Below are 12,623 nucleotides of genomic sequence, written 5' to 3' on the forward strand. Positions count from 1 at the left end.
CCCCGCCGTTTCAGCCGTTAGTGCGCCAGTGGTTTCGCCAGCCATTTTTCTGGCTCGTGTTTATATTTGAAAAACAGCGCAAAAATCACTGCCAGCGCCAGCGCATAAGCGGCGAATACCAGCCAGATGGTCTGCCAGTCTTTCACGCCGCCCACCGAGAAGTAGTCCACGGCGATACCGCTCAAAATTGACCCGACCCAGGCGCCTACACCATTGACCATAGTCATAAACAGCCCTTGCGCACTGGCGCGGATCGTCGAACTGACTTCCTGCTCAACAAATACCGATCCTGAAATATTGAAAAAGTCGAAAGCGCAACCGTAAACAATCATCGACATCAGCAGCAGCACAACGCCAAACGGGGATGGATCGCCAAACGCAAAAAAGCCAAAGCGCAGCGTCCATGCCAGCATACTCATCAGCATCACGGTTTTAATGCCAAAGCGTTTCAGAAAGAACGGGATAGTCAGAATGAAACCCACTTCAGCCATTTGGGAAACAGACAGCAGGATGGAGGGATATTTCACCACAACGCTGTCGGCAAACGCCGGATTGCGGGCAAAATCGTGCAGGAAGGGATTACCGAAAACATTCGTAATTTGCAGCACAGCCCCTAACATCATCGCAAACAAAAAGAAAATCGCCATTCGCGGATTTTTGAATAAGACAAACGCATCCAGCCCCAGTTTGCTGGCAAGCGTGGCGGACGTATTCTTCTTCGCCACCGGAATTTTCGGTAGCGTAAAGGCATACAGCGCCAGTAACAGCGAAGCGCCAGCGGCAATGTACAGCTGCGCGCTGCTTAGCTCCAGCCCCATCAGGCTGACCGTCCACATAGCGATAATAAAGCCCACGGTGCCAAAGACGCGAACGGGCGGGAATGCAGTAACCGGGTCCTGGCCGGACTGCGCCAGACAGGCGTAAGAAACGCTGTTGGATAAGGCAATAGTCGGCATATAGGCCATTGCATTAATTAACATTATCCAGAACATCGCATCCGGGTCGGTCACGGTCGTGGCATACAACAACGCGCCGGCGCACACCAGATGGCAGAGCATATATGCACGCTCGGCACGCAGCCATTTATCGGCGACGATCCCCATAATGCCCGGCATAATAATCGCCGCCAGCCCTTTTGAGCTGTAAATCATTCCAACGTTAGCGCCAGTAAAATGTAAGGTGTTAATCATGTAAGAACCCAGGGTCACCAGCCAGCTTCCCCAGATAAAATATTGTAAAAACGACATGACTTTTAAGCGGGACGTAATACCCATTTTTTCGTTCCTTGCCGTAAAGTACGGCCCTGCAAGCAGGGCCATTATTATTTTGTGTTTTAAGCCAGTTGGCGTAAGAAGCCGCAAATCAGATTGATGAAGTTCTGCCGGGAAAGCTCAGCCGCCGCCAGCGTTTGCGCATGGGACAGTTTCACATCACCCAGCCCTTCCGCCAGATTGGTGATAGCGGATACGGCCACCACCTTTAGTCCGCAATGGCGCGCGCTAATCACCTCCGGGACGACCGACATTCCCACCACGTCGCCACCGATGATCTGCATCATGCGAATTTCCGCTGCCGTCTCAAAGTTCGGCCCCGGATAAGAGACAAACACCCCTTCGTGAAGCGTGAAGCCCTCTTCCCCTGCAACGCGCTGGAGAATGGCGCGGTAATCCGCATCGTAGGCATTGGCCAGCGAGAAGAAGCGATCGCCAAAGCGTTCGTCGTTCATCCCCACCATCGGCGTGCCCGGCATCGTATTAATATGATCGCTCAACGCGACCAGGCTGCCTGGCCCGACTTCCGGGCGTAGGGAGCCGGCGGCGTTAGTGCAAAACAGCAGTTCACAGTCCAGCAGTTTCAGGGTACGGATCGCGTCAGTCATGATCGTCATGCCGCGACCTTCGTAAAAGTGCCCACGGCCTTTCATACATGCCACCGGGACTCCAGCCAGATTCCCCAGCACCAGTTCCCCCGCATGCCCGTGAACGGTACTGACCGGAAAACCAGGCAAACGCGCATAAGAAATTGCCACCGCGTCTTCAATTTGCTCCGCCAGCGCTCCCAGACCGGAGCCAAGAATGAAAGCAACACGCGGGGTAAAATCAGGCTTGTGCGCGCGAATGATGTCAGCGCTGTACCAGGGATTTTGCGAAAAAAGGGTGTGGGTCATAAGAGGTCCTTAAAAACGGAATAATCGATAAATACGTTGGGTACGTCGTTGTTATAACGAGAGTAACCAATCGATTACCAATACCGTTTTCCCGGACGATCGATATAAAATGTATATTGATACGTAAAATAAAATGGTCAGACTTTGCCTGATTTGCCCACCAGAAATGGCAGGGACTGCTGAAGGTCTGTTCACCTCTGCCGATATTAATGTTTTAAGGCAAGAGGAAATGGTAATGACGACGATCAACACTTCAGTCTCCGCCGTTCAGAGCGGCAGCACGGGCAGCAAAGCCGCTACCGGTAACGATCTGTCTGCGCAAATCTCACGCATCACGCAGCAAATTACAAAGCTTACACAGCAGCTCAAAGAGGTTGCTGACGGCAGTGGCAGCACAGAAGAGAAACAAAAGCAGCAGGAACTGATACAGACGCAAATTAAAATGTTGCAGGCGCAGCTGGCGCAATTACAGCGCCAGCAGGCAGAAGAAACGCAGCAGAAGCAGGAGCAGAAACAACTCAGGGCCGAAGGTGTCAACGCGCCTTCCGACGATCACCAAATTGATGTTTATATCTGATACAACGGATCGCGTGCACGGCCAGCGGTAAGTTCACTGGCCTGCATGCGCACGACGTCCCACAGCGCCTGAGCCGCCGTAGAGAGCGACCGGTTCTTGCGTCTCGCCAGCATCAACTGCCTTTCGACGACGGGCGTCAGCCGTTTCACCTGCAAATGACTTCCCTGAGGCAGCGGCAACGCCAGCGCGGGCAACACGCTGATGCCAATCCCCGCCTCCACCATCGGAAACAGCGTTGCGGGATGCCCAATCTCCTGCACGATCGTGGCATCAATGGCAAAATGCGCGAAAGCCGCGTCAATCAACGGGCGGCTGCCGGAGGCGTAATCCTGTAATACCAGCCGCTCATGTTTAAGATCCTGCCAGTTAACCCACTCCCGCTGCGCTAACGGACTATCCTGGCGACACAACAGCAAAAAGGGTTCAGACAGCACGGCTTCACATTGCAAATCCGAAACAGCCCCGGGATCGATGACAATGCCAAAATCCACATCCCCCTGACGAATGCTCTCCAGCACCCACTGCTGGGGACGATCGTGCAGTACAAAATCAATTTCCGGGTACAGCTGGTTACTCTGCGCGATACACTGCGGGATAAGATGCGCGGAAATCGTCTGGCTGGCCGCCACGCGCACGGTGCCGGTTAACTGCGTTCCCACTCTTCCGGCTTCCCGCAGAGTACTGTGCAGTTCATCGAGAACACGTTCCAGACGCCCCGCCAGCTGCTGACCCGCTTCCGTCAGCGTCACTTCTCGCGTGGTGCGATCCAACAGCTTAACTCCCGTCTGCCGTTCCAGCTCTTTTACGCTGTGGCTCACCGCAGACTGACTCAGACCAATGACGTCCCCTGCCCGACTAAAGCTTTTAGCCTGAGCGACGGTGACAAAGATACGAAGTTGACGCAGAGAATAATTCATCTGTTAAATTCATATATAGATGCAATAAATCAATTTTATTTCTCAAACGGAAAAAAGCAAAATACCTGCATCGACTTTCAGGAGTTTTTATGAAACTTTTTCGTATTCTTGATCCGTTCACGCTGACGCTTATCACCGTCGTTTTGCTGGCCTCCTTTTTTCCGGCCAAAGGGGATTTCGTTCCGTTTTTTGAAGGCTTAACCACCGCCGCGATTGCGCTGCTGTTTTTTATGCATGGCGCAAAACTCTCACGCGAAGCCATTATCGCGGGCGGCAGCCACTGGCGGCTGCACCTGTGGGTAATGTGCAGCACCTTCATCCTGTTTCCGGTTCTCGGGGTGTTATTTGCCTGGTGGGCGCCCGTCAATGTCGATCCCATGCTGTATACCGGTTTCCTGTACCTGTGTATTTTGCCCGCGACCGTACAGTCTGCCATCGCCTTTACCTCTCTGGCGGGAGGAAACGTCGCGGCGGCCGTCTGTTCGGCATCGGCCTCCAGCCTGCTGGGGATTTTTCTTTCGCCGCTGCTCGTCGGCCTGGTGATGAATATCCACGGAGCGGAAGGCAGCCTGGAACAGGTTGGCAAAATCATGCTGCAACTGCTGCTGCCGTTTGTGCTGGGGCACCTGTCGCGTCCGTGGATTGGCAACTGGGTCGCGCGTCATAAAAAGTGGATTGCAAAAACGGACCAGACCTCCATTCTGCTGGTCGTCTATTCCGCATTCAGCGAAGCCGTCGTTAACGGTATCTGGCACAAAGTGGGATGGGGCTCGTTGTTGTTTATTGTCGTCGTCAGCCTTGTGCTGCTGGCGATTGTCATTGGCGTTAACGTGTTTGCCGCCCGCAGGTTCGGATTCAGCAAAGCAGATGAGATAACCATTGTCTTCTGCGGGTCGAAAAAGAGTCTGGCGAACGGCATCCCGATGGCCAATATCCTGTTTCCCACCTCAGTGATTGGGATGATGGTGCTGCCGTTGATGATCTTCCATCAGATCCAGTTGATGGTCTGCGCGATGCTGGCGCGTCGCTACAAACGCCAGACCGATAAGTTGCAGGCGCAGCAAGAAGGCCGCGCCGCGAAGGCTTAAAGAGGTCGTTTCAGGGGCTGCACCAGTTGCGTCAGCCCCTCGGTTTTAATCAGCAGCGTGATTTGCATCAGCTCGCCCAGTCTTCCCGCCGGAAATTCATCCTTACGGGCAAACCACAGCAAATACTCCTCCGGCACATCAATGAGCCGACGCCCTTTGTACTTGCCGAACGGCATCACCGTGTTGGCTATCTCAATCAGCTGCTCTTTTTCCATGTCAGACACCCAGTAAGCGGAGCATCTCTGCTTCGTCGATCACGTCAATCCCCAGTTCCTGCGCTTTCGCCAGCTTAGATCCCGCCGCTTCGCCCGCAATCACCAGATCGGTTTTTTTCGATACGCTGCCCGCCACTTTTGCCCCCAGCGCCACGAGGCGCGCTTTCGCATCATCTCGCGACATCAGGCTGAGGCTGCCCGTCAGGACGATCGTTTTACCGGCAAACGGGCTGTCGATTTCGTCGGCGTTAACCACGATCGGCGCAGGCCAGTGAATGCCTTCCGCCAGTAACTGCCCGATCACGTCCCGGTTACTCTCTTCAGCAAAGAAGTTGAAAACGTGCGTAGCGACCACAATGCCGACATCCGGCACTTTTTGCAGTTCGTCGATAGAGGCCGCTTCCAGCGCCTCTAACGTACCGAAGTACGCCGCCAACCCTGCCGCCGTGGCTTCGCCCACTTCGCGGATACCGAGCGCATAGAGGAATCGCGCGAAGGTGGTCTCTTTCGCTTTTTCCAGCGCATTCACCACATTCTGCGCCGATTTCGGCCCCATACGATCCAAGCCCGTCAGTTTGCCTGCCGTCAGACGGAACAGATCTGCCGGGGTGTGGACATACTCTTTCTCGACAAGCTGGTCGATAATTTTATCGCCCATGCCGTCAACGTCCATTGCCCGGCGGGAAACAAGGTGCTTGAGCGACTCTTTGCGCTGCGCGCCGCAGATCAGGCCACCGGTACAGCGAGCGACCGCTTCGCCTTCCACGCGCTCGACATCAGAACCGCACACCGGGCAATGCGTCGGGAACTCGACCGGGCGCGTCTCTTCCGGGCGTTCGGAAAGCACCACGTTCACCACCTGCGGGATCACATCCCCCGCGCGGCGAATCACCACTTTGTCGCCAATGCGCAGGCCAAGACGCTCAATTTCATCCGCGTTGTGCAAGGTGGCGTTGCTGACCAGCACACCCGCAACATGCACCGGTTCGAGACGGGCGACGGGCGTGATCGCGCCAGTCCGCCCCACCTGGAACTCTACATCGCGTACAAACGTCATTTGCTCCTGCGCCGGGAACTTAAAGGCCACCGCCCAGCGCGGCGCGCGGGCGACAAATCCAAGCTGTTCCTGCAACGCCATCGAGTTGACTTTAATCACCACGCCGTCAATGTCAAAACCCAGCGTCGGGCGGTCTTCTTCCACTTTGTGGTAGAAGTCCAGCACCGCTTCGGGAGAGTCGCACAGCGTCACCCGGTCACTTACCGGAAGCCCCCAGGCTTTAAATTGCAGCAAGCGCCCCAGATGCGTATCGGGCAGTTCGCCACCTTCCAGAATGCCGACGCCGTAGCAAAAGAAAGTGAGCGGTCGCTTCGCGGTAATACGCGGATCAAGCTGGCGCAACGACCCCGCCGCAGCGTTACGCGGGTTGGCAAATACTTTATTACCGGTGCGGCGCGCCTCTTCATTAATTTTTTCAAACCCGGCCTGCGGCAGGAAAACTTCGCCACGAACCTCCAGACGCGCCGGAATGTTATCGCCACGCAGCTTCAGCGGAATAGCGCGAATGGTACGCACATTGGAGGTGATGTCCTCGCCGGTCGTTCCATCTCCACGCGTTGCCGCGCTGATCAGCACGCCGTTTTCATACAGGATGCTGACGGCCAGGCCGTCCAGCTTCAGCTCGCAGCACCAGGTCAGTTTATCGCCGCTTTTTAGCCGATCCTGCACGCGCTTGTTAAACGCCAGAAAACTCTCTTCATCAAACACGTTGTCCAGCGACAACATGGGCACTTCGTGGCGAATCTGGCTGAACGCCGCCAGCGGCGCCGCTCCGACGCGTTGGCTCGGGGAGTCCGGCGTAATTAAATCTGGATGCTGCGCTTCCAGCTCACGAAGTTCGCGCATCAGACGGTCATACTCAGCGTCCGGGATCTCCGGCGCATCCATCACATGGTAAAGATACTCATGATGGCGAAGCGTGGTTCGCAGTTCTGTCAGTTGTTGTTCGATTGATTCCATATCGCACCATCAATGATAAAAAACCCCCGACAGGCGGGGGTTCAGAAAGGGGGGATCACACCTGGGTTTCTCAGGCGTTGGATTCTTTCACTTCGCGAATGCGATCCTGATATTCACGCAGTTTCTGCGGCGTCATCATCCGGCGCTGGTCATCAAGCACCACGCCGCCGACTTCATCAGCGATATGCTGCGCAGACTGGAGCATCAGCTTAAAGTTTTGCAGTTCGTCGCCGTAAGAAGGCACCTGCATAAAGATAGTGACCCCCGGCGTGGAGAAATCACCGGTCATTTCAGGATCAAACGTTCCCGGGTTCACCATGTTGGCCAGGCTAAACAGCGCAGGGCCGCTACCATCCGGGCTCAGGTGGCGATGGAAAATATTCATATCGCCAAATTTGAAGCCCGCTTGCTGGATGCTGTTCAGCAGCACTTCGCCGCTAAGCTCGCTGCCATGATGAGCGGCGACGTTCATAATAATGACCGCTTCTTTACGCTGCGGTTTTTCCGCGACGGGCGCTTCTTCCACTACTGGTTCAGGCGCTGGCGCAGGCTCTGCGACAGGTTCCGCTGGCTGGAAAGTCTGCGGAGCAGGCTGAGGCGCAGGTTGCTGTGGCGCTGGCTGAACAGGCTGTTGCGGCGCAGACTGAACCTGCGGCGCTACCGGCTGTTGCTGTACTGGTTGCTGCACAGGCTGTGCCGGTTGTTGTGCCGGTTGCGGTTGCGGCCGTTGCTGCGGCTGCGCTGGCGCTTCAGGCGGCTGCTGGGCTGGTTGACGAGGCTGCGCAGACGCATAAGGCGGCTGGTATTGGTGTTGCGGCGACTGACGAGGCGCATCATGCTCCTGAGCGTTGCCGGGGGCATGATTCACGCGGTGAACACGAACTTCACCCACGCCTTCCTCTTCTTCGACGTCATCGTCGTAAGAATCGTCGTCACGTTTTGACTTCATGCGTTTCAGTGGACGATCGCGGAACATAGAAGATCGTTCTTTACGGCTGGTCCAGAAACCATGTACCAGTAAAGCGATTATGGCGATCGCGCCAACAATGATTAATATCAGACGCAAATCCTGCATCATTATATTCTCTGTTGTTCTAACACCTTGCCACCACGGCAAACATTTACTCACTAAGAGTATTTGCCGATTACGTCAAGTGCAAGTGCGCTCTTGGCTTTCACAGCATAAAGATGAACGAAATCGTGCTTTTTGCTGTTTTTTCGAACATTTCTTAACTGGCGAACGCGTCACAACCCGGTAAGATACGCAAAGTTTACCCGGGGCTTTATAAAAGGAGCATGTCCTGATTATGGTGTCATCATCCGCAACTGCACCTCGCAGCGGCTTTTACTATTTCTCACAGGGGTGGAAACTGGTCACGCAACCGGGGATCCGTCGCTTTGTTATTTTGCCGTTATTGGTAAACATTTTGCTGATGGGCGGCGCATTCTGGTGGCTGTTTACGCAACTGGACGTCTGGATCCCTTCGCTGATGAGCCACGTTCCCGACTGGTTGCAGTGGTTAAGCTATCTGCTGTGGCCCATTGCGGTCATCTCGGTTTTACTGGTCTTCGGCTATTTCTTTTCAACCATTGCCAACTGGATCGCCGCCCCTTTCAATGGGCTGCTGGCGGAACAGCTTGAGGCGCGCCTGACCGGCGCAACGCCGCCAGATACCGGCGTACTGGGTATTATGAAAGATGTGCCGCGCATTATGAAACGCGAATGGCAAAAGTTCATCTGGTATCTGCCGCGCGCCATTGTGCTGTTAATTCTCTATTTTATTCCAGGAGTCGGGCAAACCGTCGCCCCGGTGCTGTGGTTCCTGTTCAGCGCGTGGATGCTGGCGATTCAGTATTGCGACTATCCCTTCGACAACCACAAAGTCCCGTTCAAAGAGATGCGCACCGCCCTGCGCACGCAGAAAGTCGCCAATATGCAGTTCGGCGCGTTAACCAGTTTGTTCACCATGATCCCGGTGCTTAACCTGGTGATCATGCCCGTCGCCGTGTGTGGCGCAACGGCGATGTGGGTTGATTGCTACCGTTCCAGACATGGGTCATGGAAATGAATCACAGCGAACTCATAAACCTGTAAAATAGTTGTATAAAAAAGGAGGGGCTTATGCCGCTCCTTATTCCATCTCGGTAGCCATTATTTCCCTTCCGAATATAGATATGCTAAATCCTTACTTCCGCATATTCTCTGAGCAGGTATGCTAGCCCATGTATCCCAATTTCATACAGTTAAGGACAGGCCATGAGTAAGATTTTTGAAGATAACTCGCTGACTATCGGTCATACGCCGCTGGTTCGACTGAACCGTATCGGTAACGGACGCATTCTGGCGAAGGTGGAATCACGTAACCCGAGCTTCAGCGTTAAATGCCGTATCGGTGCCAATATGATTTGGGATGCCGAAAAACGCGGCGTGCTGAAACCGGGCGTCGAACTGGTGGAACCGACCAGCGGCAACACCGGTATCGCGCTGGCTTATGTTGCTGCCGCGCGTGGCTACAAGCTGACGCTGACCATGCCAGACACCATGAGCGTTGAGCGTCGCAAACTGCTCAAAGCACTGGGGGCGAACCTCGTACTGACCGAAGGCGCGAAAGGCATGAAAGGCGCTATCCAGAAAGCGGAAGAGATTGTCGCCAGCGATCCAGAAAAATACCTGCTGCTTCAGCAGTTCAGCAACCCGGCTAACCCGGAAATTCACGAAAAAACCACCGGCCCGGAAATCTGGGAAGATACCGATGGTCAGGTCGATGTCTTTATCTCCGGCGTCGGCACCGGCGGTACGCTGACAGGCGTCACCCGCTACATCAAAGGCACCAAAGGCAAAACGGACCTCATTACCGTAGCAGTAGAACCGACCGACTCTCCGGTTATCGCGCAGGCGCTGGCTGGTGAAGAACTGAAGCCCGGCCCGCACAAAATTCAGGGCATTGGCGCAGGCTTCATTCCGGGCAACCTCGATCTGAAACTGATTGATAAAGTTGTCAGCATCACAAATGAAGAAGCCATTTCCACCGCTCGTCGCCTGATGGAAGAAGAAGGTATTCTGGCGGGGATCTCTTCCGGCGCGGCCGTTGCGGCAGCGCTTAAGCTCCAGGAAGATGAAACCTTTACCAATAAGAATATTGTGGTTATCCTACCGTCATCGGGTGAGCGTTATCTGAGCACTGCTTTGTTTGCCGATCTCTTTACTGAAAAAGAACTGCAACAGTAATGCCAGCATGTTAAAAACGCGTAAAAAAGCACCCTTTTGGGTGCTTTTTTGTGGCCTGCTTCAAATTTTCAACCCTCCTGGCATTGATTCACCCTGCCGGGTCTGGTATTTAACCAGACTAATTATTTTGATGCCCGAAATTAATCGTTACAGGAAAAGCGCTAGCTGAATCGATTTAATGATTTGGTTCAAGTCTTCCTTTCACGGCATAATGTTTAATGACGAGCGAAACGTCAGCGGCCAGCAGTTGCCAGCAACGGATTGCGCATAACACCTGGTGTGTCGCGTCCCGTTTACGCCGACGCTAACAATACAGGCTAAAGTCAAACCGCCAGGCTAGACTTTAGTTCCACAACACTAAACCTATAAGTTGGGGAAATACAATGTTCCAGCAAGAAGTTACCATTACCGCTCCGAACGGTCTGCACACCCGCCCTGCTGCTCAGTTTGTTAAAGAAGCGAAAGGCTTCACTTCTGAGATTACTGTGACTTCCAACGGCAAAAGCGCCAGCGCAAAAAGCCTGTTCAAACTACAGACTCTGGGCCTGACTCAGGGCACCGTTGTCACCATCGCTGCTGAAGGCGAAGACGAACAAAAAGCGGTAGAGCATCTGGTCAAACTGATGGCGGAACTCGAGTAAGTTCCCGGGTTCTTTTAAAAATCAGTCACAAGTAAGGTAGGGTTATGATTTCAGGCATTTTAGCATCCCCGGGTATCGCTTTCGGCAAAGCACTGCTGCTGAAAGAAGACGAAATCGTCATTGACCGGAAAAAAATTTCTGCCGACAAGGTTGATCAGGAAGTTGAACGTTTTCTGAGCGGTCGTGCCAAGGCATCTGCGCAACTGGAAGCGATCAAAACGAAAGCTGGTGAAACGTTCGGTGAAGAAAAAGAAGCCATCTTTGAAGGGCATATCATGCTGCTCGAAGATGAGGAGCTGGAGCAGGAAATCATAGCCCTGATTAAAGATAAGAACATGACGGCTGACGCAGCTGCGCATGAAGTTATCGAAGGTCAGGCCACTGCCCTGGAAGAACTGGATGATGAATACCTGAAAGAACGCGCGGCTGACGTGCGTGACATTGGTAAGCGCCTGCTGCGCAACATCCTGGGTCTGGCAATCATCGACCTGAGCTCAATCAAGGACGAAGTCATCCTGGTTGCCGCTGACCTGACCCCATCAGAAACCGCACAGCTGAACCTGCAAAAGGTGCTGGGTTTCATCACTGACGCAGGTGGACGTACCTCCCACACCTCTATCATGGCGCGTTCTCTGGAACTGCCGGCCATCGTGGGCACCGGTAACGTCACCTCTCAGGTGAAAAACGACGACTATCTGATTCTGGATGCCGTAAACAATCAGGTTTACGTCAATCCAACCAACGAAGAAATTGAAAAACTGCGCGCCGTTCAGGAGCAGGTTGCAACCGAGAAAGCGGAACTCGCTAAACTGAAAGATCTGCCGGCTATCACGCTGGACGGTCATCAGGTAGAAGTTTGCGCCAACATCGGTACCGTTCGTGACGTTGAAGGCGCAGAGCGCAATGGCGCGGAAGGCGTTGGTCTGTATCGTACTGAATTCCTGTTCATGGACCGTGACGCGCTGCCGACTGAAGAAGAACAGTTTGCGGCGTACAAAGCCGTCGCTGAAGCCTGCGGCTCTCAGGCGGTTATCGTCCGTACTATGGATATCGGCGGCGACAAAGAACTGCCGTACATGAACTTCCCGAAAGAAGAGAACCCGTTCCTGGGCTGGCGTGCGGTACGTATCGCGATGGATCGCAAAGAGATCCTGCGTGATCAGGTTCGTGCCATTCTGCGCGCCTCTGCGTTCGGTAAACTGCGCATCATGTTCCCGATGATCATCTCTGTTGAAGAAGTTCGCGCGCTGCGCAAAGAGATTGAAATCTACAAACAGGAACTGCGCGACGAAGGTAAAGCATTTGATGAAAGCATTGAGATTGGCGTGATGGTGGAAACACCGGCAGCGGCAACTATTGCTCGTCATTTAGCCAAAGAAGTTGATTTCTTTAGTATCGGCACCAATGATTTAACGCAGTACACCCTGGCAGTTGACCGTGGTAATGATATGATTTCACATCTTTACCAGCCAATGTCACCGTCCGTGCTGAACTTGATCAAGCAAGTTATTGATGCTTCTCATGCTGAAGGTAAATGGACTGGCATGTGTGGTGAGCTTGCAGGCGACGAACGTGCTACACTTCTGTTGCTGGGGATGGGTCTGGACGAATTCTCTATGAGCGCCATTTCTATCCCGCGCATTAAGAAGATTATCCGTAACACGAACTTCGAAGATGCGAAGGTGTTAGCAGAGCAGGCTCTTGCTCAACCGACAACGGACGAGTTAATGACGCTGGTTAACAAGTTCATTGAAGAAAAAACAATCTGCTAA

At 53.7% G+C, this 12,623-nt stretch carries 12 protein-coding genes; 6 read left to right on the forward strand and 6 right to left on the reverse strand.

The window, feature by feature from the left end; all coding sequences use genetic code 11:
• Positions 1–17 precede the first annotated feature (17 nt).
• Entirely contained in the window at positions 18–1,274 is a 1,257-nt protein-coding gene (locus tag OGX84_RS11975; protein ID WP_110493977.1) for a nucleoside permease, read from the reverse strand.
• 59 nt (positions 1,275–1,333) lie between these two features.
• A complete protein-coding gene (gene xapA, locus OGX84_RS11980; protein ID WP_012131379.1) occupies positions 1,334–2,167 on the reverse strand; it encodes a xanthosine phosphorylase in 834 nt (277 codons plus the stop codon).
• A gap of 235 nt (positions 2,168–2,402) precedes the next feature.
• On the opposite strand from xapA, the gene OGX84_RS11985 reads away from it, so the two are divergent.
• On the forward strand, positions 2,403–2,744 hold the full coding sequence (locus OGX84_RS11985; protein ID WP_024130136.1) for a FlxA-like family protein: 342 nt from the start codon (positions 2,403–2,405) through the stop codon (positions 2,742–2,744).
• On the opposite strand, the gene OGX84_RS11990 is transcribed toward OGX84_RS11985, so the two are convergent.
• On the reverse strand, positions 2,735–3,661 hold the full coding sequence (locus tag OGX84_RS11990) for a LysR family transcriptional regulator (RefSeq protein WP_012131376.1): 927 nt from the start codon (positions 3,659–3,661) through the stop codon (positions 2,735–2,737). The genes OGX84_RS11985 and OGX84_RS11990 overlap by 10 nt on opposite strands.
• Positions 3,662–3,750: 89 nt before the next feature.
• Between OGX84_RS11990 and OGX84_RS11995 the strand changes: the two genes are divergently transcribed.
• Positions 3,751–4,749: a bile acid:sodium symporter family protein gene (locus OGX84_RS11995; protein ID WP_058667834.1), complete on the forward strand. Its 999-nt coding sequence runs from the start codon at positions 3,751–3,753 to the stop codon at positions 4,747–4,749.
• On the opposite strand, the gene OGX84_RS12000 is transcribed toward OGX84_RS11995, so the two are convergent.
• The 3 genes from OGX84_RS12000 to zipA all read right to left on the reverse strand — a co-directional run bounded on the left by OGX84_RS12000 (position 4,746) and on the right by zipA (position 8,059).
• Positions 4,746–4,964, reverse strand: a complete 219-nt coding sequence (locus OGX84_RS12000; RefSeq protein ID WP_012131373.1) for a DUF3820 family protein — start codon at positions 4,962–4,964, stop codon at positions 4,746–4,748. The two genes, OGX84_RS11995 and OGX84_RS12000, sit on opposite strands and share 4 nt — an antisense overlap.
• 1 nt (position 4,965) lies before the next feature.
• Complete coding sequence (gene ligA / locus OGX84_RS12005) at positions 4,966–6,981, reverse strand: NAD-dependent DNA ligase LigA (RefSeq protein ID WP_112001788.1); 2,016 nt, start codon at positions 6,979–6,981, stop codon at positions 4,966–4,968.
• Positions 6,982–7,051: 70 nt separating this feature from the next.
• Positions 7,052–8,059 (reverse strand): cell division protein ZipA, encoded by a 1,008-nt coding sequence (gene zipA, locus OGX84_RS12010; protein ID WP_112001787.1) that lies wholly within the window; start codon positions 8,057–8,059, stop codon positions 7,052–7,054.
• A gap of 229 nt (positions 8,060–8,288) precedes the next feature.
• Between zipA and cysZ the strand changes: the two genes are divergently transcribed.
• The 4 genes from cysZ (at position 8,289) to ptsI (ending at position 12,623) form a co-directional block, all read left to right on the forward strand.
• Positions 8,289–9,050 (forward strand): sulfate transporter CysZ, encoded by a 762-nt coding sequence (gene cysZ, locus OGX84_RS12015; RefSeq protein WP_112001786.1) that lies wholly within the window; start codon positions 8,289–8,291, stop codon positions 9,048–9,050.
• A gap of 188 nt (positions 9,051–9,238) precedes the next feature.
• On the forward strand, positions 9,239–10,210 hold the full coding sequence (cysK, locus tag OGX84_RS12020) for a cysteine synthase A (RefSeq protein WP_112001785.1): 972 nt from the start codon (positions 9,239–9,241) through the stop codon (positions 10,208–10,210).
• A 383-nt stretch (positions 10,211–10,593) separates the two neighbouring features.
• Positions 10,594–10,851: a phosphocarrier protein Hpr gene (gene ptsH / locus OGX84_RS12025; protein WP_005971891.1), complete on the forward strand. Its 258-nt coding sequence runs from the start codon at positions 10,594–10,596 to the stop codon at positions 10,849–10,851.
• Positions 10,852–10,895: 44 nt separating this feature from the next.
• Complete coding sequence (ptsI, locus tag OGX84_RS12030) at positions 10,896–12,623, forward strand: phosphoenolpyruvate-protein phosphotransferase PtsI (protein ID WP_012131367.1); 1,728 nt, start codon at positions 10,896–10,898, stop codon at positions 12,621–12,623.

The sequence above is a fragment of the Citrobacter sp. CK202 genome (genome assembly GCF_030333225.1).
Lineage (GTDB): Bacteria > Pseudomonadota > Gammaproteobacteria > Enterobacterales > Enterobacteriaceae > Citrobacter_B > Citrobacter_B koseri.

Bases quoted from the DNA above. Each gene is read 5' to 3' on its own strand.
- OGX84_RS11975 (WP_110493977.1), bottom strand. From the start codon at position 1,274: ATGGGTATTACGTCCCGCTTAAAAGTCATGTCGTTTTTACAATATTTT.
- xapA (WP_012131379.1), bottom strand. From the start codon at position 2,167: ATGACCCACACCCTTTTTTCGCAAAATCCCTGGTACAGCGCTGACATC.
- OGX84_RS11985 (WP_024130136.1), top strand. From the start codon at position 2,403: ATGACGACGATCAACACTTCAGTCTCCGCCGTTCAGAGCGGCAGCACG.
- OGX84_RS11990 (WP_012131376.1), bottom strand. From the start codon at position 3,661: ATGAATTATTCTCTGCGTCAACTTCGTATCTTTGTCACCGTCGCTCAG.
- OGX84_RS11995 (WP_058667834.1), top strand. From the start codon at position 3,751: ATGAAACTTTTTCGTATTCTTGATCCGTTCACGCTGACGCTTATCACC.
- OGX84_RS12000 (WP_012131373.1), bottom strand. From the start codon at position 4,964: ATGGAAAAAGAGCAGCTGATTGAGATAGCCAACACGGTGATGCCGTTC.
- ligA (WP_112001788.1), bottom strand. From the start codon at position 6,981: ATGGAATCAATCGAACAACAACTGACAGAACTGCGAACCACGCTTCGC.
- zipA (WP_112001787.1), bottom strand. From the start codon at position 8,059: ATGATGCAGGATTTGCGTCTGATATTAATCATTGTTGGCGCGATCGCC.
- cysZ (WP_112001786.1), top strand. From the start codon at position 8,289: ATGGTGTCATCATCCGCAACTGCACCTCGCAGCGGCTTTTACTATTTC.
- cysK (WP_112001785.1), top strand. From the start codon at position 9,239: ATGAGTAAGATTTTTGAAGATAACTCGCTGACTATCGGTCATACGCCG.
- ptsH (WP_005971891.1), top strand. From the start codon at position 10,594: ATGTTCCAGCAAGAAGTTACCATTACCGCTCCGAACGGTCTGCACACC.
- ptsI (WP_012131367.1), top strand. From the start codon at position 10,896: ATGATTTCAGGCATTTTAGCATCCCCGGGTATCGCTTTCGGCAAAGCA.